Source organism: Streptomyces sp. NPDC086777 (assembly GCF_040702065.1).
In the GTDB taxonomy this organism is placed as follows: Bacteria; Actinomycetota; Actinomycetes; order Streptomycetales; family Streptomycetaceae; genus Streptomyces.
Genome location: NZ_JBFBJI010000001.1, coordinates 167,371 through 191,528, shown reverse-complemented (window position 1 = coordinate 191,528; position 24,158 = coordinate 167,371). Strand labels below are relative to the sequence as shown.

General features: G+C 71.0%; 23 protein-coding genes and 1 tRNA gene. 16 read left to right on the top strand and 8 right to left on the bottom strand.

Annotated elements, in window-relative coordinates; translation table 11 throughout:
* Position 1: 1 nt before the first annotated feature.
* The 6 genes from AB0472_RS00885 to AB0472_RS00860 all read left to right on the top strand — a co-directional run bounded on the left by AB0472_RS00885 (position 2) and on the right by AB0472_RS00860 (position 4,576).
* The gene (locus AB0472_RS00885; protein ID WP_207921612.1) at positions 2-439 is read left to right on the top strand and encodes a DUF3052 domain-containing protein; all 438 of its coding nucleotides are present in this window, start codon (positions 2-4) and stop codon (positions 437-439) included.
* Between the two features lie 117 nt (positions 440-556).
* Positions 557-1,015, top strand: a complete 459-nt coding sequence (locus AB0472_RS00880) for a peroxiredoxin (protein WP_366352177.1) — start codon at positions 557-559, stop codon at positions 1,013-1,015.
* A gap of 162 nt (positions 1,016-1,177) precedes the next feature.
* The gene (locus tag AB0472_RS00875; RefSeq protein WP_360231231.1) at positions 1,178-1,753 is read left to right on the top strand and encodes a TerD family protein; all 576 of its coding nucleotides are present in this window, start codon (positions 1,178-1,180) and stop codon (positions 1,751-1,753) included.
* A gap of 118 nt (positions 1,754-1,871) precedes the next feature.
* Positions 1,872-2,447, top strand: a complete 576-nt coding sequence (locus AB0472_RS00870) for a TerD family protein (RefSeq protein ID WP_366352175.1) — start codon at positions 1,872-1,874, stop codon at positions 2,445-2,447.
* 129 nt (positions 2,448-2,576) lie between these two features.
* The gene (locus AB0472_RS00865) at positions 2,577-3,722 is read left to right on the top strand and encodes a DUF475 domain-containing protein (protein ID WP_366352173.1); all 1,146 of its coding nucleotides are present in this window, start codon (positions 2,577-2,579) and stop codon (positions 3,720-3,722) included.
* Positions 3,723-3,841: 119 nt separating this feature from the next.
* Positions 3,842-4,576, top strand: coding sequence for a Tellurium resistance (locus AB0472_RS00860; protein WP_366352171.1), 735 nt, complete (start codon positions 3,842-3,844; stop codon positions 4,574-4,576).
* A gap of 97 nt (positions 4,577-4,673) precedes the next feature.
* Here AB0472_RS00860 and AB0472_RS00855 read toward each other — a convergent pair whose 3' ends face one another.
* Positions 4,674-5,462 (bottom strand): TerD family protein, encoded by a 789-nt coding sequence (locus AB0472_RS00855; RefSeq protein WP_366352170.1) that lies wholly within the window; start codon positions 5,460-5,462, stop codon positions 4,674-4,676.
* Positions 5,463-5,638: 176 nt separating this feature from the next.
* Between AB0472_RS00855 and AB0472_RS00850 the strand changes: the two genes are divergently transcribed.
* The 3 genes from AB0472_RS00850 to AB0472_RS00840 are packed head-to-tail and all read left to right on the top strand — an operon-like array spanning position 5,639 to position 10,268.
* Complete coding sequence (locus tag AB0472_RS00850) at positions 5,639-6,811, top strand: HpcH/HpaI aldolase/citrate lyase family protein (RefSeq protein ID WP_366352168.1); 1,173 nt, start codon at positions 5,639-5,641, stop codon at positions 6,809-6,811.
* Between the two features lie 29 nt (positions 6,812-6,840).
* Positions 6,841-9,456 carry a phosphoribosyltransferase gene (locus tag AB0472_RS00845; protein ID WP_366352167.1) on the top strand — a complete coding sequence of 872 codons (2,616 nt, stop codon included), beginning with the start codon at positions 6,841-6,843 and terminating at the stop codon, positions 9,454-9,456.
* Positions 9,456-10,268 (top strand): HAD family hydrolase, encoded by an 813-nt coding sequence (locus AB0472_RS00840; protein WP_366352166.1) that lies wholly within the window; start codon positions 9,456-9,458, stop codon positions 10,266-10,268. Before AB0472_RS00845 ends, AB0472_RS00840 begins: the two co-directional genes overlap by 1 nt.
* On the opposite strand, the gene AB0472_RS00835 is transcribed toward AB0472_RS00840, so the two are convergent.
* On the bottom strand, positions 10,265-10,489 hold the full coding sequence (locus tag AB0472_RS00835) for a zinc ribbon domain-containing protein (RefSeq protein WP_366352164.1): 225 nt from the start codon (positions 10,487-10,489) through the stop codon (positions 10,265-10,267). The genes AB0472_RS00840 and AB0472_RS00835 overlap by 4 nt on opposite strands.
* A 641-nt stretch (positions 10,490-11,130) precedes the next feature.
* On the opposite strand from AB0472_RS00835, the gene AB0472_RS00830 reads away from it, so the two are divergent.
* From AB0472_RS00830 to AB0472_RS00820, 3 genes are all read left to right on the top strand, one after another.
* Positions 11,131-13,236, top strand: a complete 2,106-nt coding sequence (locus tag AB0472_RS00830; protein WP_366352686.1) for a transglycosylase domain-containing protein — start codon at positions 11,131-11,133, stop codon at positions 13,234-13,236.
* Positions 13,237-13,372: 136 nt separating this feature from the next.
* A complete protein-coding gene (locus tag AB0472_RS00825) occupies positions 13,373-14,587 on the top strand; it encodes a hypothetical protein (RefSeq protein WP_366352684.1) in 1,215 nt (404 codons plus the stop codon).
* Positions 14,588-14,732: 145 nt separating this feature from the next.
* Positions 14,733-15,905 carry an amidase domain-containing protein gene (locus AB0472_RS00820; RefSeq protein WP_366352162.1) on the top strand — a complete coding sequence of 391 codons (1,173 nt, stop codon included), beginning with the start codon at positions 14,733-14,735 and terminating at the stop codon, positions 15,903-15,905.
* Here AB0472_RS00820 and AB0472_RS00815 read toward each other — a convergent pair.
* Complete coding sequence (locus AB0472_RS00815; protein ID WP_366352160.1) at positions 15,893-16,468, bottom strand: DUF4383 domain-containing protein; 576 nt, start codon at positions 16,466-16,468, stop codon at positions 15,893-15,895. The genes AB0472_RS00820 and AB0472_RS00815 overlap by 13 nt on opposite strands.
* Before the next feature lie 69 nt (positions 16,469-16,537).
* A complete protein-coding gene (locus tag AB0472_RS00810; protein ID WP_366352682.1) occupies positions 16,538-17,842 on the bottom strand; it encodes a hypothetical protein in 1,305 nt (434 codons plus the stop codon).
* 289 nt (positions 17,843-18,131) lie between these two features.
* On the opposite strand from AB0472_RS00810, the gene AB0472_RS00805 reads away from it, so the two are divergent.
* A tRNA-Val gene (locus AB0472_RS00805) sits at positions 18,132-18,203 on the top strand.
* Positions 18,204-18,251: 48 nt separating this feature from the next.
* Here the strand turns inward: AB0472_RS00805 and AB0472_RS00800 are convergent.
* The gene (locus AB0472_RS00800; RefSeq protein WP_366352158.1) at positions 18,252-18,581 is read right to left on the bottom strand and encodes a hypothetical protein; all 330 of its coding nucleotides are present in this window, start codon (positions 18,579-18,581) and stop codon (positions 18,252-18,254) included.
* A 149-nt stretch (positions 18,582-18,730) separates the two neighbouring features.
* On the opposite strand from AB0472_RS00800, the gene AB0472_RS00795 reads away from it, so the two are divergent.
* Positions 18,731-19,378, top strand: a complete 648-nt coding sequence (locus tag AB0472_RS00795) for an isoprenylcysteine carboxylmethyltransferase family protein (protein ID WP_366352156.1) — start codon at positions 18,731-18,733, stop codon at positions 19,376-19,378.
* Positions 19,379-19,390: 12 nt separating this feature from the next.
* Here the strand turns inward: AB0472_RS00795 and AB0472_RS00790 are convergent, their stop codons facing one another.
* A complete protein-coding gene (locus AB0472_RS00790; protein ID WP_366352155.1) occupies positions 19,391-21,286 on the bottom strand; it encodes an SMI1/KNR4 family protein in 1,896 nt (631 codons plus the stop codon).
* 106 nt (positions 21,287-21,392) lie between these two features.
* Here AB0472_RS00790 and AB0472_RS00785 point away from each other — a divergent pair, with 106 nt between their 5' ends.
* Entirely contained in the window at positions 21,393-21,968 is a 576-nt protein-coding gene (locus AB0472_RS00785) for a hypothetical protein (protein WP_366352153.1), read from the top strand.
* Here AB0472_RS00785 and AB0472_RS00780 read toward each other — a convergent pair.
* A complete protein-coding gene (locus AB0472_RS00780; protein ID WP_366352151.1) occupies positions 21,965-22,912 on the bottom strand; it encodes a 2-dehydropantoate 2-reductase in 948 nt (315 codons plus the stop codon). The genes AB0472_RS00785 and AB0472_RS00780 overlap by 4 nt on opposite strands.
* A gap of 91 nt (positions 22,913-23,003) precedes the next feature.
* On the opposite strand from AB0472_RS00780, the gene AB0472_RS00775 reads away from it, so the two are divergent.
* Positions 23,004-23,237, top strand: a complete 234-nt coding sequence (locus AB0472_RS00775; RefSeq protein ID WP_093508360.1) for a DUF2277 domain-containing protein — start codon at positions 23,004-23,006, stop codon at positions 23,235-23,237.
* Between the two features lie 303 nt (positions 23,238-23,540).
* On the opposite strand, the gene AB0472_RS00770 is transcribed toward AB0472_RS00775, so the two are convergent.
* Positions 23,541-24,158 carry a VTT domain-containing protein gene (locus AB0472_RS00770; protein WP_366352149.1) on the bottom strand — a complete coding sequence of 206 codons (618 nt, stop codon included), beginning with the start codon at positions 24,156-24,158 and terminating at the stop codon, positions 23,541-23,543.

Sequence of the window (24,158 nt, the reverse complement as noted above, 5' to 3'; positions counted from 1 at the left end):
CGTGAGCGCGACCGCGGACCACGCGGAGGAGCGGACCACCCCTGCCGTCAGGCTGGGGTTCCAGCCAGACCAGGTGGTCCAGGAGATCGGCTACGACGACGACGTCGACCAGGAGCTCCGCGAGTCCATCGAAGAGACCATCGGCAACGAGCTGATGGACGAGGACTACGACGACGTGGCCGACGCCGTGGTGCTCTGGTTCCGTGAGGATGACGGCGACCTGACGGACGCGCTGGTCGATGCCCTCGGCTTCCTCGAGGAAGGTGGCTCGATCCTGCTGCTGACGCCGAAGACCGGCCGCGACGGCTACGTCGAGCCGAGCGACATCGGCGAGGCGGTCACGACCGCCGGCCTCTCGCAGACCAAGAGCGTCAGCGTCGGCAAGGACTGGAACGGAAGCCGGCTGAACACGCCGAAGGCCGCCGCCAAGAAGCGCTGAGCCGCACCGGTGGACGGACCGGTCGCCGGTCCGTCCACCGGCCTGCCGTGATCGCCGCGCGAGAGCCGCCGCATAGGGTGTCCCCACCCGAACAGCCCCTGACGAAGGGATGCAGCGATGGCGATCCAGGTCGGCGACAAGGCGCCCGACTTCGAGCTCAAGGACAACCACGGCAGGACCGTGCGGCTGTCCGACTTCCGCGGCGAGAAGAACGTGGTGCTGCTCTTCTACCCGTTCGCCTTCACGGGTGTGTGCACCGGCGAGCTGTGCGAGCTGCGCGACAACCTGCCGAAGTTCGAGGACCGCGACACCCGGCTCCTCGCGGTCTCCAACGACTCCATCCACACCCTGCGCGTCTTCGCCGAGCAGGAGGGCCTGGAGTACCCGTTGCTGAGCGACTTCTGGCCGCACGGCGAGACCTCCCGCGCCTACGGCGTCTTCGACGAGGGCAAGGGCTGCGCCGTCCGCGGCACCTTCGTCATCGACAAGGAGGGCGTCGTGCGCTGGACCGTGGTCAACGGCCTGCCGGACGCCCGCGACCTGAACGAGTACGTGACGGCGCTCGACGCGCTGTGATCTCCCCTGCCGGGCCCCCTAGGGGTCCGCACGGCCGACACCCCGTGATTCTTCGGGGTCCAGGGCCTGCGTGCGGCGGGAACCCGTCACTAGGATCGAGTCGTTGATCCGGTATCCGAAGCACGACGGGGCTCCCCGCCCCAGACACACATGGGAGGACTCGTGGGAGTCAGCCTCAGCAAGGGCGGCAACGTATCGCTGACGAAGGAGGCCCCCGGCCTGACCGCGGTCCTCGTCGGTCTGGGCTGGGACGTCCGGACCACCACCGGCACCGACTTCGACCTGGACGCCAGCGCACTCCTGCTGAACACGGCGGGCAAGGTCGCCAGCGACCAGAACTTCGTCTTCTTCAACAACCTCAAGAGCCCCGACGGCTCGGTCGAGCACACCGGTGACAACCTCACCGGTGAGGGCGAGGGCGACGACGAGGTGATCAAGGTCAACCTGGCCACGGTCCCCGCCGACGTCGACAAGATCGTCTTCCCGGTGTCGATCTACGACGCCGACAACCGCCAGCAGTCCTTCGGCCAGGTCCGCAACGCGTTCATCCGCGTGGTCAACCAGGCCGGCGGCGCCGAGATCGCCCGCTACGACCTGTCCGAGGACGCCTCGACCGAGACCGCGATGGTCTTCGGCGAGCTGTACCGCAACGGCGCCGAGTGGAAGTTCCGCGCCATCGGCCAGGGCTACGCCTCCGGCCTGCGCGGCATCGCCCAGGACTTCGGCGTCAACGTCTGAGCCAGGTGAACGCCCCGGGGGCGTTCGAAAGTCCGCTCTGTCCGGCGCCGCACCGTTTACGGTCGGCGCCGGACGCGCAGGACAACCGGAGAAACACCGCTAGGGGAGGACCAGCATCATGGGCGTCACGCTCGCCAAGGGGGGCAATGTCTCCCTCTCGAAGGCCGCACCGAACCTCACGAACGTCATGATCGGACTCGGCTGGGACGCCCGCTCCACCACCGGCGCCCCCTTCGACCTGGACGCCAGCGCGTTGCTGTGCCAGGGCGGGCGGGTCCTCGGCGACGAGTGGTTCGTCTTCTACAACCAGCTCACGAGCCCGGAGGGCTCGGTCGAGCACACCGGTGACAACCTCACCGGTGAGGGCGAGGGCGACGACGAATCGATTCTGGTCGACCTGCCCAAGGTGCCCGCCACCTGCGACAAGATCGTGTTCCCGGTCTCCATCCACATGGCCGACGAGCGCGGCCAGACCTTCGGCCAGGTCTCCAACGCCTTCATCCGGGTCGTCAACCAGGCCGACGGCCAGGAGCTCGCCCGCTACGACCTGTCCGAGGACGCCTCCACCGAGACCGCCATGATCTTCGGCGAGCTCTACCGCTACCAGGGCGAATGGAAGTTCCGCGCCGTCGGCCAGGGCTACGCCTCCGGCCTGCGCGGTATCGCGCTCGACTTCGGTGTGAACGTCTCATAGCACCGATCGGTCCGGATGTAGGGCCCGACCCACCCGTAGGACACCGGCGCCCTCTACACTTCGTGGTCAACAGTAGGTAAAGCCGAGTACGGCGCGAGCGAGACCCGTACACACAAGATTGGGTAGCCAGTGCTTCTGAAAACCTTCGGCTGGTCGTTCGCGATCACCGCGCTCGGCCTGGTCGCCGCGGTCTTCTACGGGGGGTGGGAGGCCTTCGGCATCGTGGCGATCCTCGCCGTCCTGGAGATCTCCCTGTCGTTCGACAACGCGGTCGTCAACGCCGGAATCCTGAAGAAGATGAACGCCTTCTGGCAGAAGATCTTCCTCACGGTCGGCGTCCTCATCGCCGTCTTCGGCATGCGGCTCGTCTTCCCGGTCGTCATCGTCGCGATCACCGCCAAGATGGGCCCCATCGAGGCCGTCGACCTCGCGCTCAACAACAAGGACCGCTACCAGGAGCTGGTGACCGACGCCCACCCGGCGATCGCCGCCTTCGGTGGCATGTTCCTGTTGATGATCTTCCTCGACTTCATCTTCGAGGACCGGGACATCCAGTGGCTGCGCTGGATCGAGCGCCCGCTCGCCAAGCTCGGCAAGGTCGACATGCTGTCGGTCTGCATCGCCCTGATCGTCCTGCTGATCACCTCCTTCACCTTCGCCACCCACGCCCACCAGCACGGCGGCGGCCACGCCGACAAGGCGCAGACGGTCCTGATCGCCGGCATCGCCGGCCTGATCACATACATGATCGTCGGCGGCCTCTCCGGCTTCTTCGAGGACCGCCTCGAAGCCGAGGAGGAGCGCGAGCACGAGGAGGAGGAAGAGGCCGAGCGCGCCGGCCGGAAGAAGTCGCCGGTCCTGCTGGCCGGCCAGGCCGCGTTCTTCATGTTCCTCTACCTGGAGGTCCTGGACGCGTCCTTCTCCTTCGACGGCGTGATCGGCGCGTTCGCCATCACCAACGACATCGTGCTCATGGCCCTCGGTCTCGGCATCGGCGCGATGTACGTCCGCTCGCTCACCGTCTACCTGGTCCGCCAGGGCACCCTGGACGACTACGTCTACCTGGAGCACGGCGCCCACTACGCCATCGGCGCGCTGGCCGTGATCCTCATGGTCACCATCCAGTACGAGATCAACGAGGTCATCACCGGTCTCGTCGGCGTCGTCCTGATCGGCTGGTCGTTCTGGTCCTCGGTACGGCGCAACCAGCGGCTGGCGGCGGCCGAGGGCAACGCGGGGTCGGACGACAAGGCCGAGGTCCCCTCCGGGGTCTGAACCGGCTCGCCGGGCCGAAAACGGAGGGTGTGACGCCCTCCTCGACGAGGAACGCTCTGATGGGGGCGGCCGAGCGGTCGGCCGCCCCCAGGCGTTTTCAGGAGTTACTGGGGGCGGGAATGGGTTTCTTCGACGGGCTGCTGGGCGGGAAGGCGGCCGAGTTCGACTCGGGCAGCGCCGCGTCCAACTCCATCGAACTCACCAGGCGGCACCAGCAGGTGTCCCTCACCAAGCAGGGCGCGGCCACCGGCAACCTGCGCATCAACCTGAGCTGGCGGATGCGGACGTCCGACTTCGACGGGGAGCAGCGGGAGAGTCTCTTCCGGCACCCCTTCAAGGCGCTCAGGCCGCCGGAGGTGACCGGCCACGGGCAGAGCATGGTCAACGTCGACCTCGACCTCGGGGCGCTGTACGAGCTGACCGACGGGACGAAGGGGGTCGTCCAGCCGCTCGGCGGCCTGCTCGGGGACGTGAACGCGCCGCCCTACGTCAAGCTCAGCGGCGACGACCGGTTCGGTTCGGCGTCCGGCGAGACGATGTACGTCAACCTGGACCACCGGGACGACATCAAGCGGCTGCTGGTGTTCGTGTACATCTACGACCAGACGCCGGCCTTCGACCGCACCCACGCGATCGTCACGCTGTACCCGAGCAACGGGCCGCGGATCGAGATAGGCCTCGACGAACGGCATCCGCAGGCGCGGTCGTGTGCGGTGGTGATGATCGAGAACGTGAAGGGCGAGCTGGTCGTCCGGCGTGAGGTGAAGTTCGTGTACGGGTTCCAGGGCGAGCTGGACCGGTTGTACGGGTGGGGGCTGCAGTGGGGGCGGGGATACAAGACGGCGGAGCGGTAGTCCGCCTACGGGGGTGGGGACGCCGTGAGTGCGTGAGTGCGCGTGGTTCTCGGTGGCTCGCGCAGTTCCTACCCCCAGCGCCCCTGAGTCGGGGCGGTCACCGCCCGATGAACTGTGGCCCTTGGGGAGGCAGCCGGAAGTCCGCGTTCGGGACCGTTGCCACCGGGATCGGGGCCGGGGGCGGGTAGCCGTAGCCCGACTGCGGCTGCTGGGGCTGGGTGTAGGCGGGCTGCGGGTAGGCGTGGGTGGCCGGCTGGGGGTAGCCGTAGGCGGGCTGGGCGGGTACCGACGTCGGCTGTTCGGGCGGGAGCGGGAGGGAGGCCAGGGGCTCCTCCATCGGCTCGGACTCGTCCACCGAGATGCCGAAGTCCGTGGCCAGGCCCTTGAGGCCGTTGCTGTAGCCCTCGCCGAGCGCGCGGAACTTCCAGCCCTCGCCCCTGCGGTACAGCTCGCCGCAGATCAGGGCCGTCTCGGCGCCGGTCTCCGGCTTGATGTCGAAGTGGGCCAGCGCCTCGGCGTCGGGCGCCGAGCCGTCGTACAGCAGGATGCGCAGGGCGGGTACGTGTTCGAACGGGACGCCGTCCGCCGACGCGACCAGGAGGATTCGGCCGACATTGGGCTCGACACCGGGGAGATCTGTCTGGATCGTGTCGGTGAGGCCCTCGGCCACCCGCTTCTTGCCGAGCCGCCAGACCTTCCCGGAGGGGTGCCGGGGCTGGTTGTAGAAGACGAAGTCCTCGTCGGAGCGCACGCGTCCGTCGGGGCCGAGGAGCAGCGCCGAGGCGTCCACGTCCGGAACTCCCTGCCCGGGCGTCCAGCGCAGCACGGCCCGGACCGTGGTGGCTTCCACGGGGACGTTCGACCCCTTCAGCATCGCGTGCGTCATGCGGTCATCCTGCCCTCTCGGTCCTGGTCACGACAACGCGGGGGGCATTGCGGCCGACACAGGCGGGTTACCTGAAGTTCATGCCCGACGGGAACCCCCGACATGGCTTTGTACGTACTATTACCGGCCACCCTTTACCAATTTCACAGGCTCGGCCCACGCCACGGGGGAGTTCTATGCGTCATTTCGGGCACATCGCACCTGAGGTGCGGCAGCGCCTTTTCCACCAGGAGCCGTGCGAGTTCACCGCCGACTCCCCGGCCCGGCTGCTCTCCGCGGCGCTGGGCGCCACGCTGTACAGTCCGGCCACCCGGCCGCGGCTCGCCGATGACGTCGTCAAACAGGCGGCACTCGGCGTGGTCTCGATGGTGCTGTGCCTGGAGGACTCCATCGGCGACGAGGACGTGGTCGCCGGTGAGGAGAACCTCGTCCGGCAGTTCGCCGACCTCGCCGAGCGGCAGCGGGCCGGCGCGGAGCTGCCGCTGCTCTTCATCCGGGTGCGCGAACCCGAGCAGATCTCCGACCTGGTGCGACGGCTGGGCGCGAGCGTGTCGCTGCTGTCCGGATTCGTGTTCCCGAAGTTCACCGAGGAGCGCGGCATCCCCTTCCTGCAGGCCCTGGACGGCGCCACGCTGCGCAGCGGCCGCCGGCTCTTCGGCATGCCGGTCCTGGAGACGCCCGAGCTGATGTACCGGGAGACGCGCGTGGACGCCCTGGAGGGCATCGCCCGCGCCGTCGACAAGTACCGCGACAAGGTGCTGGCGCTGCGCCTCGGGGTAACCGACTTCTGCTCGTCCTACGGGCTGCGGCGGGCCCCCGACATGACCGCCTACGACGTGCAGATCATCGCCTCCGTCATCGCCGACGTGGTGAACATGCTGGGCCGGGCCGACGGCACCGGGTTCACGGTGACCGGGCCGGTGTGGGAGTACTTCCGGGTCCCCGAGCGCATGTTCAAGCCGATGCTGCGGACCAGCCCCTTCCTGGAGGAGCAGGCCGTGGAGCTGCGCAACCGGCTCATCGAGCACGCCATGGACGGCCTGCTCAGGGAGATCTCCCTCGACCAGGCCAACGGACTGCTCGGCAAGACCTGCATCCACCCGTCCCACGTCATCCCCGTGCACGCGCTGTCCGTGGTCAGTCACGAGGAGTTCTCGGACGCCCAGGACATCCTGCGGCCGGAACGCGGCGGCGGGGGTGTACTTCGCTCGGCCTACACGAACAAGATGAACGAGGTGAAGCCGCACCGCGCCTGGGCCGAGCGGACCATGCTCCGCGCCGAGGTGTTCGGCGTGGCCAACGAGGACGTCGGCTTCGTGGAGCTGCTCGCCGCCGGGATACCGGCTTGACGGGCGTTACGGGACGACACAGGGAACCCATGAACATCGCAGCGAACAACGGGGTCTGGTCCGGCAGCTGGGTCGCCGAGCGGCTCGGCGTCGAACTCGTCGGTGACGACGGCCTGCCGGCCCTCCTCGGCCTCGCCCTGCGCCGCAACCCCAGACGGGCCCACCTCCTCGTCTCCAACGTGCTCGGCAAACACGTGCCGCAGTCGCCGTCCGTGGTCTACGGGCACGGCTTCGCCCTCGGCCGACGGGTGCGTGACCTGCTCGGTGAGCCTGAGGCCGGGCAGGCGGTCGTCCTGGGCTACGCCGAGACGGCGACCGGCCTCGGCCACTCCGTCGCCGACGGCATCGGCCGCGCCCCCTACCTCCACTCCACGCGCCGGCCGGTCGCCGGGTTGGCGCCCGCGGGGGGCTTCGAGGAGTCCCACTCGCACGCGACCTCGCACCTGCTGCTCCCCGAGGACCCGGCCCTGCTCTCCGGCGACGGCCCCCTGGTCCTCGTCGACGACGAGTTCTCCACCGGCAACACGGTCCTGAACACGATCCGCGACCTCCACGCCCGTTATCCGCGGAAACGTTACGTCGTGGTGGCTCTGGTGGATATGCGCTCGGCGGCGGACGCGGGTCGGCTGACGTCGTTCGCCGAGGAGATCGGCGCCGGGGTGGACCTGGTGGCGGCGGCGTCGGGGACGGTGAAGCTGCCCGAGGGTGTCCTGGAGAAGGGCCAGGAGTTGGTGGCGCGGTACGAGGAGAGTGCCGCGACAGGTGCTTCGGCGTCCGCGGCAGCGTCGGGGCCGGTCGCGCAGTTCCCCGCGCCCCTGCCCGGCGTTGCCCCTGAAGCCGACTTCCAGCGCAACCCCCTGGGGGCGCGGGGCTGTGTCGAGTCTGCGGCTGCCGCCGCGTGGGCGCGACCGGCCCCCACCCACCCGCAGGCGCCCGACGACCGCACCACCCCCCACCTCACCCGCATCGACCTGCGCTGGCCGCAGGGCCTCCCCGACGGCGGACGGCACGGCTTCACCCCGGCCCACCGGACACGCCTCGAGTCGGCCCTCCCGCTGATGGCGGCCCGTGTCGCCGAAGCCCTGCCCCCCGACGCCCGCCGCGTGCTCACGCTCGGTTTCGAGGAGCTGATGTACGCCCCCCTCCGGATCGCCCGCGAGCTGGAGGCCCTGGTCGCCGCCGAGGTGCGGTACTCCACCACCACCCGCTCGCCCGTCCTGGCCGTCGACGACCCCGGCTACGCCATCCGCAGCCGCCTCGTCTTCCCGGCCCACGACAACCCCGCCGACGGCCCCGGCGAGCGCTACGCGTACAACGTCGCCGGCGCCGGCTTCGACGCCGTCGTCCTGTTCGTCGACTCGGCCGGCGACACCCCCGCACTGCACGCCCCCGGCGGCCTGCTGGACCGGCTCGGCGCGCATGCCCGGCACGTCCTGCTCGCCGCTGTACCGTCGTACGTCCCCGCGCTGACCGAAGAGAGCCCCGCCATGCTGCCCGAGCCCCTCCGCGGCCCCGCCTTCTCCTCGTACCCGGCGGAGGACGTCGGCTGGCTGCTCCAGGACCTCTCGGACGTCACGCTGGAGGCGCCGACCGAGGAGCGCGAGGAGGCGATCCAGAGCGGCGGCGCGCACTACGCGGAGTCGCTGCCGGTGGAGTACCAGCCGAGCGAGCAGTACCAGGCGCTGTTCCACGCCGCCCTGGAGACGTCGGCGGCGCGCATCGCGCAGGCGGTCGGGGTGGTCACCGAGACCGTGATGGCCGAGCGGTCTCCACGCCCGGTACTGGTGTCGCTGGCGCGGGCCGGCACCCCGGTGGGCGTGCTGATGCGCCGCTGGGCGCAGTTCCGCCACGGCACCGACCTGCCGCACTACGCGGTCTCGATCGTGCGCGGCCGCGGCATCGACGCGAACGCGCTGCGCTGGCTGGCCGCGCACCACGACCCGCGGGACGTCGTGTTCGTGGACGGCTGGACGGGCAAGGGCGCGATCACCCGGGAACTCGCCGACGCGATCACGGAGTTCGAGGCCCGGACCGGCGTCTTCGGGTTCGATCCGGAGATCGCGGTGCTCGCCGACCCGGGGTCGTGCGTGCGGACGTACGGCACCCGGGAGGACTTCCTGATCCCGTCCGCGTGCCTCAACTCGACCGTCTCCGGGCTGATCTCGCGGACCGTGCTGCGCTCCGACCTGGTGGGCCCCGACGACTTCCACGGCGCGAAGTTCTACCGCGAACTGGCCGGCGCCGACGTGTCGCTGGCCTTCCTGGACGCCGTCGCGGCCCGGTTCGCCGAGGTGTCCGACGCCGTGGACGCGGCCGTGAAGGAGCTGGCCGTCGCCGACCGCACGCCGACCTGGGAGGGCTGGGCGGCCGTCGAGCGGATCAGCGAGGAGTACCGCATCCACGACGTGAACCTGGTCAAGCCGGGCGTCGGCGAGACCACCCGGGTGCTGCTGCGCCGGGTGCCCTGGAAGATCCTGGCGCGGGCCGGGGCGGGCGCCGACCTCGACCATGTGCGGCTGCTCGCGGAGCAGAGAGGGGTACCGGTGGAGGAGGTCGGCGAACTGCCGTACACCTGTGTCGGGTTGATCCACCCCAAGTACACGCGTGGCGCGACCGGTGCCGACGGCCGGGCGGTGAACGTCTGATGGCGGTGCTCGTCGCGAGCGACCTCGACCGCACGCTCATCTACTCGGCGGGCGCCCTGGCGCTGACCATCCCGGACGCACGGGCGCCCCGGCTGCTCTGCGTCGAGGTGCACGAGAGCCGTCCGCTGTCGTACCTGACGGAGACGGCCGCACAGCTGCTGGCCGAGCTGGGGGACGCGGCGGTCTTCGTGCCGACGACCACCCGGACCCGCAAGCAGTACGAGCGGATCAACCTGCCGGGGCCGGCGCCCCGGTACGCCATCTGTGCCAACGGCGGGCACCTGCTGGTCGACGGGGTGTCCGACGCGGACTGGCACGGGCGGGTGCTGGCGCGGCTGGCCGACGAGTGCGCGCCCCTCGACGAGGTGCGGGCGTACCTGACCGAGCACGCCGACCCGGTGTGGCTGCGCAAGCAGCGGGTCGCCGAGGACCTGTTCGCCTACCTGGTCGTGGAGCGGGAGCTGCTGCCCGAGGAGTGGGTGAAGAGCCTCGCGGTGTGGGCGGAGAACCGCGGCTGGACGGTGTCGTTGCAGGGGCGGAAGATCTACGCCGTGCCGAAGCCGCTGACGAAGAGCGCGGCGATGCGGGAGGTCGCGCGCCGGACCGGCGCCGAGCTGACGCTGGCCGCGGGCGACTCCCTGCTCGACGCCGACCTGTTGCTGGCCGCGGACCGCGGCTGGCGGCCGGGGCACGGGGAGTTGGCCGACGCCGGGTGGACCGGGCCGGCCATCACCGCGCTGCCGGAGCGGGGAGTGCTTGCCGGCGAGCGAATCCTGCGCGAATTCCTGAAGACGGCGCGCAAGGGGAGTTAGCCGCAGCAGCCGCCGCCGCAACAGCCCCCACCGGAACCGGCGGGGGCGCCGGAGCCGGCGGCGGACGCGGCGGCCGTTCCCCCCACCGCCACCGTCGACAAGAGCTTTACCGTGTCTTGATGCCCCTCCGGGCATGCTGCCGGAGCCGATGACTGGGCCATGGGGCGGGACAGTTCGAATGTGTCGCCGCAGGTGCGGCAGCGGTACTCGTAGCGGGGCATGAGGGACAGGCTAACGGCAGCGATGCGGGAGTGATGGGCATCACTTCACCTCAGAATTTCATGAGTGTTCCTTTCTGTCCGATACTTGTGCGGAGATATTGAAAAGATCGCTGATAATTTGAGCTGGCCGCGAGGAGCCAAAAGACCGGGGGAAGAGGGGGCTCGAAGCGCCGCGCCCACCGCGGCCCTGCCACCCGTCGTGTCTACCTGCGCGCGCAAGACCGAGTGCGAGGGGAGACGCAGTCGTGACGGACGCAACGGAGCGGACGGGCGACCCGGATGACGGCCGTGACCAGGCCGAATCCCGGAGTCGAAAGCCGTTCGAGCCGGACGCGACCCTGCATCTGCAGGTCGACGGCCTGCGTGCGGAGCATGCTCTGTGGCAGAAGGGCGACGACGCCCGGCGCGTGGAGGAGGCCGCACGGCAGAAGGCGGAGGCCCTGTGGAACGAGCTGCACGCCCTGCGGGCCGGGGACGCCGAAGCCGCGAAGGCGGGCTCAGGGGCGGCCGAGGGCGACGACCCGGCGCCCCGCGAGGGTGCGCAGCGGAAGAAGGCGGACCCGCCGGTACATGACGCGACCCTGCATCTGAAGGTGGACGCGCTGCGTGCGAAGGTGCGCGGCTTGCGGAACGACGAGACGATGCAGATACGCGTGCCGGAGCAGGGGCGGCAGGAGCCGCCGGTGCCACGAGCGAGCCGCGCCGAGCGACGGCGCAGCGCGCGGCCCTCCGGGCGGGATCGCGTCGTCGGCGTCTGGGGCAGGATCGGAGCCCTCGTGGGGCCCCGGCTCGCGCCGCTGGCGCCGTACGCGCGCAAGCTGCGGCCGCTGTACCCGCGGCCCGGCCGGACCGGCTGGCGGCGCTGGATGCCGTCCTGGCGGCAGTGGCTGGGAGCCTGGCTGGGGGGCATCGGGCTGACCGGGCTGTTCCTCGTGGTGGCCTACGCCGCCACGGACATACCCTCCAACCTCAACTCGTACGCCACCCAGCAGGACAATGTGTACTTCTGGTCCGACGGGACGCCCATGGCCCGGACCGGCTGGGTGCAGCGGCAGGACATGCCGCTCAAGGACATACCCGTGGACGTGCGCTGGGCGGTGCTCGCGGCGGAGAACGAGAGCTTCTACACCGACCCCGGCATCTCGGTGAAGGGCATCACCCGGGCCCTGTGGCGGACCGTCGGCGAAGGGGACACCGAGGGCGGCTCCACCATCACCCAGCAGTACGTGAAGAACGTCTACCTGACGCAGAACCAGACCGTCAGCCGCAAGTTCACCGAGGCGATGATCTCCCTCAAGCTCGACAACAAGATGAGCAAGGACCAGATCCTGGAGGGCTACCTCAACACCAGCTGGTTCGGCCGGGGCACGTACGGCATCCAGCGCGCCTCCCAGGCCTACTACGGCAAGGACGTCAGCCGGCTGAACGTCAGTCAGGCCGCCGTGCTCGCCTCGCTGCTCAAGGGCGCCGGGCTCTACGACCCGACGCTCAGTGCGGCCAACCACAAGCGGGCGGTGGAGCGCTGGTCCTGGATCCTGGACCGGATGGTCAAGATCGGCAGGCTGTCGCCGGCCGAACGCGCCAAGTACACGAAGTTCCCGGAGCCGATCGCGACCAACAAGATGTACGACACCGGCAGTCAGAGCGACTACCTGGTGGAACTGGCCCAGCAGTACGCCAAGAAGGCCGCGCACATCTCGGACAAGCAGTTCGACCTCGGCGGATACCAGATCTACACCACCTTCGACCGGAAGAAGGAGGACACCCTCACCAAGGCCGTGACCAAGGCCCGCAAGGGCGCCAAGGCCGACGACCCCAAGAACGCCGCGGCCGCCCACTACGGCGCCGCCTCGGTCGCCACCGACGGGCGGATCGTCGCCGTGTACGGCGGACCCGACCACCGCACCCAGGGCTACAACGAGTCCAACGCCACCACCGTCCCGGCCGGCTCCGCCTTCCTGCCCTTCGTCTACGCCGCCGGGCTGCAGAACGGCGTCCACAAGGAACGCGGCCAGGCCGTCACCGACGTCCTGCCCGGGACGCTCTACGACGGCGACGACAAGGTCCCGGTCACCACGCTCGACGGACCGTACTGGGACCGCAGCGGCAAGAAGGTCTACGCGAGGAACGACGACGACAAGTCCCACGGCCAGATCAGCCTCGCCGACGCCCTCGCCCGCTCGGTGAACACCCCGTTCATGCAACTCGGCATGGACACCGGACTCGACAAGGTCCGCGCCACCGCGGTCGCCTCCGGGCTGCTCTCCGAGAGCATGGGCCCCCAGGTGCCCGCACTCTCCATCGGCAGCTCCACGCCCAGCGCGATCCGGATGGCGAACGGCTACGCCACGTTCGCGGCCGGCGGAGACCACACCGAGCCGTACTCGGTCTCCAAGATCACCCGCAACGGCCGCGGGATCGTCCTGGACACCCCCCGGCCGACCCGCGCGGTCCGCGACGACGTGGCCGAGGACGTCGAACAGGCACTGACCGAATCGTTCCGCCTGGCCCACCCGACCCCCGCCCTCACCAGCGCGGCGGCCGGAAAGGCAGGCAGCACCCACGCCAACGGCAAGGACACCGCCGCCTGGTACACCGGCACGCTCTCGAACGTGACGACGTCGGTCGTCGTATACCGCATCGACCTGAACAAGTCCCTGGAGCCGCTGCCGCTCGAGGGAATCGCCGGAACCGGCACCGACAACGTCCCGTACACGGTCTGGGCACAGGCCATGGGCCTCGACTGACCACCGAGGCCACGAAGCTCCCCACGCCACCCACCCGCAGAATGAGCCGAGCATGAAGCCCCGCACGAAGCCGACAACCGGCGGCCACCGCCGCAAGGCGCCCGCCCGTGACCGCCGTCCAGCCCGCCCGGAGGTCATGACCCTGGCCGCCTTCCTGGTCGTGGCCTCCCTCGTCGCGGGCTACCTGGTGCTCACCAGACAGGACGACACCGCACCCACCGCCGCCGGGACCACCAAGGCCTCCCCGTCCGCGTCCGCCTCGCCGAAGTGGGACGGCAAGACCAAGATCCTCGGCGACGGCTCGACCTCGTACACCGGGCCGCAGAAGGACCAGCTGAAGCCCCAGAAGCTCAAGCCGGGACAGAAGCCGCCCCAGTTCGTCGTCTTCTCCTGGGACGGCGCGCTGGAGGGCTCCGACCATCTCTTCTCGCACTACCGGGAGATGGCCAAGGAGTACAACGCCCACATGACCTTCTTCCTCACCGGCATCTACCTGCTGCCCAAGACCAAGAAGGACCTCTACACCGGCCCGATGCACCAGCCCGGCGACGCCGCCATCGACTACGCCACCGACGAGCACATCCGCACCACCCTGGAACAGCTCCGCGATGCCTACGACGACGGCAACGAGATCGGCACCCACTTCAACGGCCACTTCTGCGAGGCCAAGGGCGGCGGCGACTGGAGCGTCGAACAGTGGAAGAGCGAGATCGACCAGTTCTACAAGTTCGTCGAGAACTGGAAGACCAACACCGGCTTCAAGGACATCCCCGCCCTGCCCTTCGACTTCAAGCAGGAGGTCGTCGGCGGCCGCGCCCCCTGCCTGGAAGGCCAGCCCAACCTGCTGAAGGCCCTGCAGAAGTACGGCTACAACTGGAAGTACGACGCCAGCTCCCCCGGCGACTTCCAGATCTGGCCCTCCAAGAAGGACGGCCTCTGGAACTTCCCGCTGGAGATGCTCCCCTACCCCGGCGGTGACTACCAGGGCCTGTCCATGGACTTCAACTTCCTCTACAACCAGTCCAACGGCGAGACCGACGGCGACCCCGCCAAGTACGCCCAGTGGCAGCAGCAGACCGTCCAGTCGTACATGGACGGCTTCAACCGCGTCTACTACGGCAGCCGCGCACCGCTGTTCATCGGCAACCATTTCGAGGACTGGAACGGCGGCATCTACATGAAGGCCATCGACCAGGTCATCCCGAAGATATGCACCAAGAAGGGCGTCAAGTGCGTCTCCTTCAAGGAACTCGCCGACTGGATGGACGCCCAGGATCCGGCCACCCTGGCCCGGCTGCGCACCCTCGACCCCGCCCAGGCACCGTCCGACTGGTCCGACATCGTGAAATGAGCGTCCTACCAGCTCCCGGCAGGCCGTTCAATTCGGCACGGCAGCAAGCGGATTCCAATCCTGCAACCCCCTTCACAGCAGTCACACACGCCATGCGAAGATGCCGTCGCCCGGTAGAGCTGTACCGGCGTAGAGGGGAACATCATTGAAATCCAGAAAACTGAGCCGTAAGCGCAGCCGTGCGGCCATAGTCACGGCGGCTGCCGCCTCGGTCGTCGCCGGCGTCGCCCTCGTGCCCAACTGGAGCGCGGGCGCGGCGGTCGTCGACGACCCGACCGTGAACGCCGCGACCAAGGCGACCTTCCAGAAGCTGGCCGACGCGGTCTTCACCGACCGCACCCAGGCCCTCGTGCGGGGCGCCTCGCAGAAGAAGCAGACCTCCCGCTTCTCCGGCGGCGTCCGGCTCTCCAGCGCCCAGTCGCGCGACGAGAACGCGGCGCTGAGCCAGCTGCGCGGCCGTCAGAGCAGCATCGCGAAGGCCGGCGAGACCTACAGCGCCGGCAGCACCCAGGTCACGCTCGACGCGACCCGCGTGACCGGCCGCACCGCCAAGGCCGACGTCACCGAGACGACGACGCTGACCTACGCGAAGGCCGCCTCCGGCACGCCGAAGACCACCGGCTTCCAGGCCCACCACGAGCTGACCTTCAAGGCGGACCGGCAGGGCACCTGGCAGCTGACGAACATCGAGGACACCGACGACGGCGGCCTCGCCGTCAACACGACGTCCAAGCCCTCGGTCAAGGCGCCCGCCACCGGCGACGACGGCAACACCACGCCGGACGCGCCGCGCGCCGCCACCACGCGCAACCCGACGCCGGTGCCGAAGACCCTCACCGGCGGCACGTACGACTACAAGGCCATGGCCACGTACGCCGAGAAGTACTGGAACAACTACAACACGGACTACCCGAACTACAACAACGAGACGGCCGGCGGCGACTGCACCAACTTCGTCAGCCAGTCGCTCAAGGCCGGCGGCTGGAAGCACGTCCCCGGCTACGTGTACGACTACACGAAGTGGTTCGGCACCGCCGACATCCAGTCGGACTCGTTCGTCGGCGTCAACGAGTGGTCCTGGTTCGCCCAGAACTCCAAGCGGACCACCCCGCTGGCCAACGTCTTCCAGGCGCAGGTCGGCGACGTCATCCAGATGGACTTCGACCGGGACGGCGCGAAGGACCACACGATGATCGTCACGTACGTGGCCAACGGCATCCCGTACGTGACCTACCACTCCAACAACACCTACCGCAGGTCGCTGGCGAGCCTCGTCGCGTCGTACCCCAACGCGTACTACTACGCCTACCGCACCTGATCCCCGGCAGCCCCATCGGCAGCCGTGAGGGCCCGCTGCTCCGCCTCGGGGTGGCGGGCCCGCCAGTACGGGTTGTCGTGCGGCAGGTTCGTACTGACCCTGCCGTACATCCCGAACACCATCAGCACGAGACCCACCACGAAACTGAACAGCACGTTCTGGATCTTGAAGGCCAGGAAGTCGGAATCCGTGTCCAGCAGGCCCAGGAACAGGAAGCCGTTCAGGATGAACAGCACCCCGAGGACCATGTTCAGCGTGGACGCGAAGTTCCCGCCGATCACCATCCCGACGAACAGCAGCAGCCCGACACAGATCGACAGCACGCTCAGCGCGCCGTTGGTGTTCAGGCCGATCGCGGTGTTCCCGCCCGTGTCGAAGAAACCGATGTTGTTGGTCAGCCCGAGGATCCCGAAGGCCACCAGGAACAGGCCCGTCAGCCCCGCCCCGATCCGGTAGACCTGGTTCAGGCGGTGATCGACGGGCAGCGCCTCGTCGAAAACGATCCGCGGCCGCGACATCCCCGAACGCGCTGGATGCCCCGACGGCGCCGTGTGTGAGGCCATCTCCGCCTCCCCATCTGGATTGCGGGTCAGCTCCCAATATCCGCCCACGCCGACCGGACGGCAAACGGCTCAGGGATGACCGGTGCCCCGGTCCTCCCGGATCTGCGCCACCGTCCGCGCCACCGACTGCCGCACCGCCTCCGTCTCCGTCAGGAAGTGCCAGTAGTCGGGATGCCGCCCCTCCAGCGTCCCCACCGCCCGGTCCAGCCGCGCCACCGCGTCGTCCAGCGGCCGCGCGTGCCGCGGATCCGGACTGGACCGCCCGGCCATCGCCAGCCGCTGCGCGTCCCGGATCGCGAACCGCGTCCGCTCGATCTCCGCCTGCGGATCCTTCTGCACCGCGTTGAGCCGGCCCAGCCGGTCACCGGCGGCCGAAACCGCCTCGTCCGTCGCGTTCAGCAGCGCCCGCACCGTCGACAGCAGCGACGTGGCGTCCGCCCACCGCTGCGCGTCCCGCGCGGCCTGCGCCTCCCGCAGCTTCGCCTCGGCCTGCCGCAGGTTCTCCCCGGCCTGCTGCGGCACCTGCTGCAGATCCTGCCAGCAGGCCGCCGAGAACCGCCGCCGCAGCTCGCTGAGGACCGGGTCCACCTGCCCGGCCCTGGTGGTCAGCGCCTGCGCCCGCGTCCGCAGGCTCACCAGCCGGTGATCGATCTCCGCGGCCTGCTCCGGCAGCCGCTCCGCCTCGACCCGGATCGCCTCGGCCTCCCGCTGCACCCGCCCGGCCCGCTCCAGCGTCGCCTGCACACCGTGCTGCCCCGCGCCCTGGTTCAGCCGGGTCAGCTCCGGCGACAGCGCCGCCAGCCGGGCCGCCAGCCCGTCGGCCCCGAGCGGGGTCCGCCGCACCGCGTCGAGCGCGTTGCTGGCCGCCAGCAGCGCCTGCCGGGCCCGCTCCACGGCGGGCGCCAGCCGCGCCAGCTGCGTCTCGGCCTTGCCGAGCAACGGACCCAGCGACTCCCCGAACCGGTCCAGCTCCCCCTTGACCCGCACCAGCTCGTCCTTGGCCGCGGAGATCTCCCCGCGCGCCCGCGCCGCCGTGGCGGCCTCCAGGTCGTCCCGGTCCAGGTCATGGGCGTCGATGGCCTGGATGTACCGGTTGCTCACCTCGTCGATCCGCCGGCCCAGCGCCTCGAAGTCCGACACGGCACGACGCGCGGCCGGCGAGTCGTCGACGGCGGAGATGGTCTCTATCGAGATCCGCAGGTCCCGCTGGGCGGTGTCCAGCTCGTAGAACGCGGTCGCCGCGGCGTCCTTGGCCGCCTGGGCCTCCGCCCGCTGACTCTCCGCCCGCCCCCCGAACCACCGCCGCGTCCCGCCCCCCGCGAACGCCCCGGGCACCACCAGCACCGCCAGCAACGGCAGGCTCACGAGCCCCAGAACATCCCGAAACGGCGTGCGCCGGGCCCGTACGGGAGGCGGGTACGACCGCTCGGATACCGCCGAAGTCGCCGATGTCCCCGTCACTTCGCCCTCTCCCGTGCCGCACTGCGCCCTCTGTACTGGCGGTCGCTCCAAGTCTCCCACTCGTCAAAGACGAACACACGGGCCGGTCAGTTCACGATCGAGCCGACCAGCCGGGGCCGGTTCCGACGCCGACGCGGGCGGTCGGCCCCGATACGGGTTTGCGGGACAGCACCCCCGGCAATGTAGGCTGTCGACTCGTCTCGGGTGCGTAGCTCAGTGGTAGAGCGCCTGCCTTACAAGCAGGATGTCGGCGGTTCGAAACCGTCCGCGCCCACGTCAGCGAGAGGACCCCGGCCGGTGCGGCCGGGGTCCTCTGCCGTTGTCAGTCCTCGTTGTGTGCGTGCTTGAGCCGGCTTCGGGCGGCCGTGCGGTCCGGTGCCGTGACCTCGGCCCAGAAGCGGTGGCCGCTGACGAACACCGCGAGTTCGTGCTCGCGGCGGCGCAACTTCTCGACCTCGGCCTGTTCGTCCTCGGTCCAGCCCGGGGAGGCGGGGCGCTCCACCTTGCGCCAGCCGCCGTCGTCACTGAATCCGTCCAGCGGCTCGACCGACCAGGGGAGCCGCTTCAGCAGGGCCGACAGCTCGGCCCGGACCTGATGCAGCTCCTCCTGACCGGCGAGGAGGTCACTCGGAAAGTCATAGGTCGCAGCCACGCGGCAATGGTACGCCTGTTCGATTTTAGGTGGCGAGTTTGTTCGTGGGGTTCATGTGTTCGACGCGCGGGGCCGTCGGGTGGGTGGAGGGTCTCTCCATCGACCCGTGGGTGGTGGTGATCGGTCGGGGGGCGGAGGAGCCTTGAGGTATGGGGTCACTGCGCTCGGGGCTTGTCGTTCTCATCGGTGTCTGTGTGCTGGTCTTCGTCGTGGCCTGGATCGCGGGTGCCGTCTACTTCGGCATGAAGAGCCAGGCCGGTGTGCGCGGTTGGGCGCGCGGGCTGCGCCGGACGCTGCCCCGCAGGGCGCTGCTGGTCGCGGGTGCCTGGCTGTTCTCCCTGCTGCTCGGGCACACCGCCGGGTTCTGGCACCGCCTGCAGTTCTGGCAGCCCGAACTCGCGCTCCTGGGCGCCCTGCTCGCCGTCACCGGCACCGCTCTGCTGCTGTGGGCCCGCTGGGTCCTGGGCACGATGTGGGCGAGCGTCCCGACGGTCCAGGAGCACCACGAACTGCGCACCGACGGGCCCTACCGGCTGGTTCGCCATCCCATATACACCGGCCTGCTCGCGCTGGTCGCCGGTGCCATGACGGCCTGTGGCTTCGGTGTCTGGACGGCCGTCCTGGCGGTCGCCGTCCCCTGGCTGCTGAGCCGGGTGCGGACCGAGGACGCGCTCATGGCCGGCCGGTTCGGGGCCGCCTACGAGGTGTACCGCGCCCGCGTCCCGGCCCTCGTACCGTGGACCGGGCCGGCACGGATCCGCCCTCGGCACGGGGACGCGAGCAGCAGCGCAGGGTAGGACGGGGCTCCGCTACGGCCGGTGCGGCACGTAGCGGACGGTCAGGTAGGTCTCGCCGGGGCCCGGCGCACGGTTCCAGGGGCGGGTGCGGAGGGTGTGCAGGCGGCCCTGGGTGAGCGCGAACCGGGGGAGGCGGACGCCGAACCCGGTTGCGAGGGCCGTCAGGACGCTGCGTTCGTGCCGCCGGTGCTCGTCGAGACCGTCCGCGGGGAGGCGGAGGGACTCCGGCACCGGGCCCCGGTGCTCGGTGGCGGTGCCGCGGGCCGTGACGCCGTACTGCTCCTCGCCGTTCTCGGCGACGGAGAGGTGGAAGAAGCCGGGGCGGTGGTCGCGGGGCGGGGCGCTCCACACCGTGACCGTGCGGGTGCCCCGGGAGGCGGCCAGGCCGGGGGAGACGAAGCGGCGCTCGTCGAAGCTTCCGCCCGGCCTCGGCTCGAACGCGAAGCTCCAGCCGGGGCCCGCCCGGCCGACGGCGGCCAGTGCCGTGTCCGCCCACGGCGGGACGCTCTCGGCGGCGCGGAAACGCATCCGGGCGTCCCAGGGCGTCGCCGGGGCGTTGAGGACGGCGGGTTCGTCACCGGCGGCGGTGACGAGGGACGGCAGCCGGTGCGGTGCCACGCCTTCCACGAGGAGGAAGCGGTACGAGGTCAGGAGGGAGTTGGGGGGTTCGTCGGCCAGCCAGGCCAGGCCCGGAGGGTCCAGGTCTGCGGTGGGCGGCGGGGTGTCGCCGGGCCGGCCGGCCCGGGGTGTGGCGAGGAGTTCGCGGCCGCGGTCCGGCGTGATCAGGGGGCCGAGGAGCGGGTCGGCGCACAGGCCCACCGGGGCGAGGTGCTCGGGGCTGAGCGGCCGCCAGCCGGGCAGGGCGGCGCGCAGGGTGTGCCAGGCCTCGTCCGTGTCGCCCCAGCGGGCCAGCTCCCGGGCCTCCTCGACGGCCCGGCCGAAGGTGCCCTCGGCGGTGTACCGGTAGGTGCCCTCGCGTATCTGCCGCAGGACCTCGTCCGCCGCCGCACGCACCGCGTCGGAGGCACCCGGCAGGTTGTGGGCCGCCAGCTCGCCGTCCCGGCGCATGCGGACGTGTTCGGCCACCAGCACCGGCATGATCTCCGCGGCGTACACCGGGTCGGCGGTCAGACCGCGGAAGGACACCAGGTAGGTCTCCCCGAGCAGCCGGCGGATCTGGTCGTGCAGCCCCCGCGCGCGTGGCCTGCCGAAGGCGACGGCCTCCGCCAGGACCGTCGCCGCCCGTTCGTGTCTCCCGCCCAGTGCGTCGAGGCGGGCGGTGGCCACGGAGGCGTCCAGGGCCCGGGTCGTCGCGTTGTCGAACAGCGGCCCGCCCTGCTCCGCGTCGCCCGCCCGCAGCCGGTGGAACTCGCGGTACATCGTCTCCATGAACGTGCGGAACGATCCGTACCGCCTGGGTACGTCGGCGTGCCACGGCGCCCACGTGTACACGGCCCACTCACCCGTGTCGTCCACGTCCCCCGGGTCCAGGAGGACGTAGACGGCGTCCGACTCGACGTCCAGCTGCAGTGCCCGGCCCCACATCCCGGCGAGGAGTTCGTCCTCGGGCGTGGGGTCGTCGTCCAGTTCCCCGGGGAAGTACTCGGACAGGCCCGCCGCGTCCTCGTGCCACCGGGCCTGGCCGGTGCCGGCGAGCAGCCAGACGAAGCCGCCCGCGTGCCGCCAGCCGTCGCTCACCGCGAGGAACGACCGGTACGAGGGCGGCAGCCGGTGCCCGAGCCGTTCCTCCAGCTCGCGTATCCGCTGCTCCGGCGCGGGCGGGAACCCCAGCCAGCGCGTCCGCAGGGGCTCCTCGTCCCGCTCCGTCGTGTCCCCGTGCTGTGCGTCCGCCCACTCCTGGCTCCACCGCGCCAGGAGGGACCGCCAGTCCTCGTCCGTGTCCGTCATGCCGGTGATCCTGGCAGCCGCCACTGACAACGGCCGGGCCCGCGGGCTGAGAAGCTGGGGGACAGGATCGTGTTCCCGCCGGGCGGGAGAACGGAGCGAGGACAGGATGAGCGGGCAGCGGCAGCCGGCGTTCGTGAAGGTGTGCGGGCTCACCCGGGAGGAGCAGATCGACTGGGCCGTGGAGCTGGGGTACGACGCCGTCGGGATCGTCGTGACGCCGAGGAGCAAGCGGTACTGCCCGCCCGAGCGGGCCGTGGCGCTCGCCGCCCATGCCCGGGGACGGATCTCCGTCTTCGCCGTGGCCCTGACCCTCGCCGAGACGGCAGCCGTCGCCGAGCACGTCGACGTCGTCCAGATCTACGAGCCGGCCGACATCCCGAACCTCGCCCTCGCCTCCGGCTCCCCGCCCGAGGATCCGGAGGCGTTGCGGTACTTCTTCTACGACGCCAGCGCGGGCAGCGGCGTGTTCGAGGACATCCCCGGCTGGGTCGCCGAGATGCCGGGGAAGGTGGTGATCGCCGGGGGCCTCGACGAGCACAACGTGGCCGGTGTCGTAGAGGAGTTCGGGCCGTACGGCGTGGACGTCTCCAGCAGCGTCGAGACCGCGCCGGGGGTCAAGAGCCGCGAGAAGATGGCCGCCTTCGTCGCCGCCGCCCGCGCCCCCGGGCGGAACGGCCGCTAGCGGCCGGCCTCGCGCAACTCCCTGACGATGCGGGCCGTCACCGGCACGGGTACGCCGTGCCGGTCCGCGGCGCGCAGCAACGCGCCCCCGATCGCGTCGAGCTCGAGTGGCCGGCCGGCCTCCGCGTCGCGTTGCATCGAGGACTTGGCGGCGGGCGGGAAGGCGTCGTACCGGGCCAGGGCCTGGGCCGGGTCGGCGGGGGCGCCGCAGGCGCGGCTGACGGCGGCCGTCTCCGCCACGAGGGACGCCAGTTCCTCGCGGTGGCGGGTGCGGGCCTCGCCGAGGGGGAGGGCGTAGCGGGTGGTGAGGAGGGCGAACGGGGCGAGGAACGCCATCTTCGCCCAGAGGACGGTGGTCTCGTCGTCCAGGACGCGGGTGGCGGGACCTGCGGCGGTGAGGGCTTCGGCCAGGGCCTCCAGGCGGGGGCGGGGGACCTTGGCGCCGGTCAGGTCGATCTCCGCGAAGGGGCTGGTGTGTTCGATCACGCCCGGGGCGGTGCGGGTCGACTCGACGCGGATCACGGAGGGGGCGACGCGGTCGGGGGCGTAGCGGGCGCGCAGTTGCGCGGGGTGTTCCACGCCGTTCAGGAACGGCACGAGGAGGGCGTCGCCGAGGGCTGCGGGCGGGATCCGGGTGAGGGCCGGGTCCAGGGCGGTGGCCTTGACGGTGACCAGGCAGGCGTCGACGGGTTCGCGGAGGGCCGTGTCGGCGTCGACGAGGGCCGTGAAGTCGCCGAACAGGGTGCTGCGGACCTGGATTCCGGTGGCGCGGAGGGTGTGTGCGGTCTCCTCGCCGGCGAGGCAGATGACGCGGTGGCCGGAGCGGGAGAGCAGGGCGGCGAGCAGGCCGCCGACGCCGCCGGGGCCGAGGACGGCGACCGTGAGGTGGGGGCCGGGGGGGTCGGGGGTGACCGGGCTGTTCGGGCTGTCCGGGCTGTTCGGCATGGCGTTGTCCTTTCGTCGGTCGGCCCCGGGAGCGGTGGCCGCCTCTGGAAGATCCTCGCAGGAGGGAGGGGGTCTGCGGGAGACTGGGGACATGTGCCGGAGTATCAAGACCCTGCGTCCGCCCCAGTTGGCCGAGGAGGCCACGGAGGAGGAGATCCGTGCTGCCGCGTTGCAGTACGTGCGGAAGGTGTCCGGGTTCCGGGCGCCGGCCGCGCACAACCGGGAGGTGTTCGAGCGGGCGGTGGATGCGGTGGCGGAGGCGACTGCCGCGTTGCTGGGGGGACTGGAGGTGCGGGGGGCCGCTGTGCGGGGCGCCGCCGACTGAGGCGGGGCGAGCGCGGCGGGGCGGCTTGCGCGCAGGGCCGCGGCCGGCCCGGCGGGACCGCCGGGGGTGGGGACGCTTGCCGGCGCTTGCCGGGTGCTGCCCGCGCCCACCCGTGCCGCCCCAGCGGCACGACTGCCCGCGGCCGGATCGGCTGACAGGGCTGCCCGCGGCCGGGTCGGCTGACATGACTGCCCGCGGCCGGATCGGCTGACAGGACTGACAGGGCTGACCGCGGCTGAATGGCTGGTGCGGTTGCTCGCGGCGTGATGGCTGGGCGGTTGCCCGTGGCTCGGGCGGTGCGTGTTACGCCGGGCGGCGTCTTCGCATCAGGTAGCCGGCGCCTGCGCCTGCGCCGAACAGGGCTGTCACCGATACCGCGGTGGCCATCCAGGTCGCGCCGAGCCACTGGGCGCCCAGCCAGCCGAGGGCGACGCTGTAGACCGCCCAGGTGAGGCCTGCCAGGGCGGACCAGGGGAGGAAGTCGCGGACGCGGCGGTGGGTGGCGCCGGCGCCGAGGGAGACGATCGAGCGGCCGGCCGGGGCGAACCGGGCCAGGACGACCAGGGCGCCGCCGCCCCGGGACAGGGCCTCACCGAGACGTTCCTGGGCGTTGCTCAGGCGTCGGGAGCGGGCGATCGCGCGGTCCAGGCGGGCTCCGCCGCGCCGGGCGAGCCGGTAGGCGAACAGGTCGCCGAGGACCGACGCGGTGGCCGCGCAGAGGGTGAGCGCCAGGATGTCGGGCAGGGCGTGCGGCGGGACCTGTCCGGCGGACGCGCCGGTGCCCGCCGCGGCCGCCGTGGCCGCGGTGATGACGAGCACTCCGCTCGGCAGGACCGGGAGGAACACGTCGAGCAGCACGGAGAGGGCGACCATGGCGTATATCCATGGCCCGGCCTCCAGCGACCCCATGCTCTCCCACAC

Excerpts from the sequence above, each read along its gene's own strand:
- AB0472_RS00880 (WP_366352177.1), top strand. The coding sequence starts at position 557 with ATGGCGATCCAGGTCGGCGACAAGGCGCCCGACTTCGAGCTCAAGGAC.
- AB0472_RS00870 (WP_366352175.1), top strand. The coding sequence starts at position 1,872 with ATGGGCGTCACGCTCGCCAAGGGGGGCAATGTCTCCCTCTCGAAGGCC.
- AB0472_RS00860 (WP_366352171.1), top strand. The coding sequence starts at position 3,842 with ATGGGTTTCTTCGACGGGCTGCTGGGCGGGAAGGCGGCCGAGTTCGAC.
- AB0472_RS00855 (WP_366352170.1), bottom strand. The coding sequence starts at position 5,462 with ATGACGCACGCGATGCTGAAGGGGTCGAACGTCCCCGTGGAAGCCACC.
- AB0472_RS00850 (WP_366352168.1), top strand. The coding sequence starts at position 5,639 with ATGCGTCATTTCGGGCACATCGCACCTGAGGTGCGGCAGCGCCTTTTC.
- AB0472_RS00845 (WP_366352167.1), top strand. The coding sequence starts at position 6,841 with ATGAACATCGCAGCGAACAACGGGGTCTGGTCCGGCAGCTGGGTCGCC.
- AB0472_RS00840 (WP_366352166.1), top strand. The coding sequence starts at position 9,456 with ATGGCGGTGCTCGTCGCGAGCGACCTCGACCGCACGCTCATCTACTCG.
- AB0472_RS00835 (WP_366352164.1), bottom strand. The coding sequence starts at position 10,489 with ATGCCCCGCTACGAGTACCGCTGCCGCACCTGCGGCGACACATTCGAA.
- AB0472_RS00830 (WP_366352686.1), top strand. The coding sequence starts at position 11,131 with ATGCAGATACGCGTGCCGGAGCAGGGGCGGCAGGAGCCGCCGGTGCCA.
- AB0472_RS00825 (WP_366352684.1), top strand. The coding sequence starts at position 13,373 with ATGACCCTGGCCGCCTTCCTGGTCGTGGCCTCCCTCGTCGCGGGCTAC.
- AB0472_RS00815 (WP_366352160.1), bottom strand. The coding sequence starts at position 16,468 with ATGGCCTCACACACGGCGCCGTCGGGGCATCCAGCGCGTTCGGGGATG.
- AB0472_RS00795 (WP_366352156.1), top strand. The coding sequence starts at position 18,731 with ATGGGGTCACTGCGCTCGGGGCTTGTCGTTCTCATCGGTGTCTGTGTG.
- AB0472_RS00790 (WP_366352155.1), bottom strand. The coding sequence starts at position 21,286 with ATGACGGACACGGACGAGGACTGGCGGTCCCTCCTGGCGCGGTGGAGC.
- AB0472_RS00785 (WP_366352153.1), top strand. The coding sequence starts at position 21,393 with ATGAGCGGGCAGCGGCAGCCGGCGTTCGTGAAGGTGTGCGGGCTCACC.
- AB0472_RS00780 (WP_366352151.1), bottom strand. The coding sequence starts at position 22,912 with ATGCCGAACAGCCCGGACAGCCCGAACAGCCCGGTCACCCCCGACCCC.
- AB0472_RS00775 (WP_093508360.1), top strand. The coding sequence starts at position 23,004 with ATGTGCCGGAGTATCAAGACCCTGCGTCCGCCCCAGTTGGCCGAGGAG.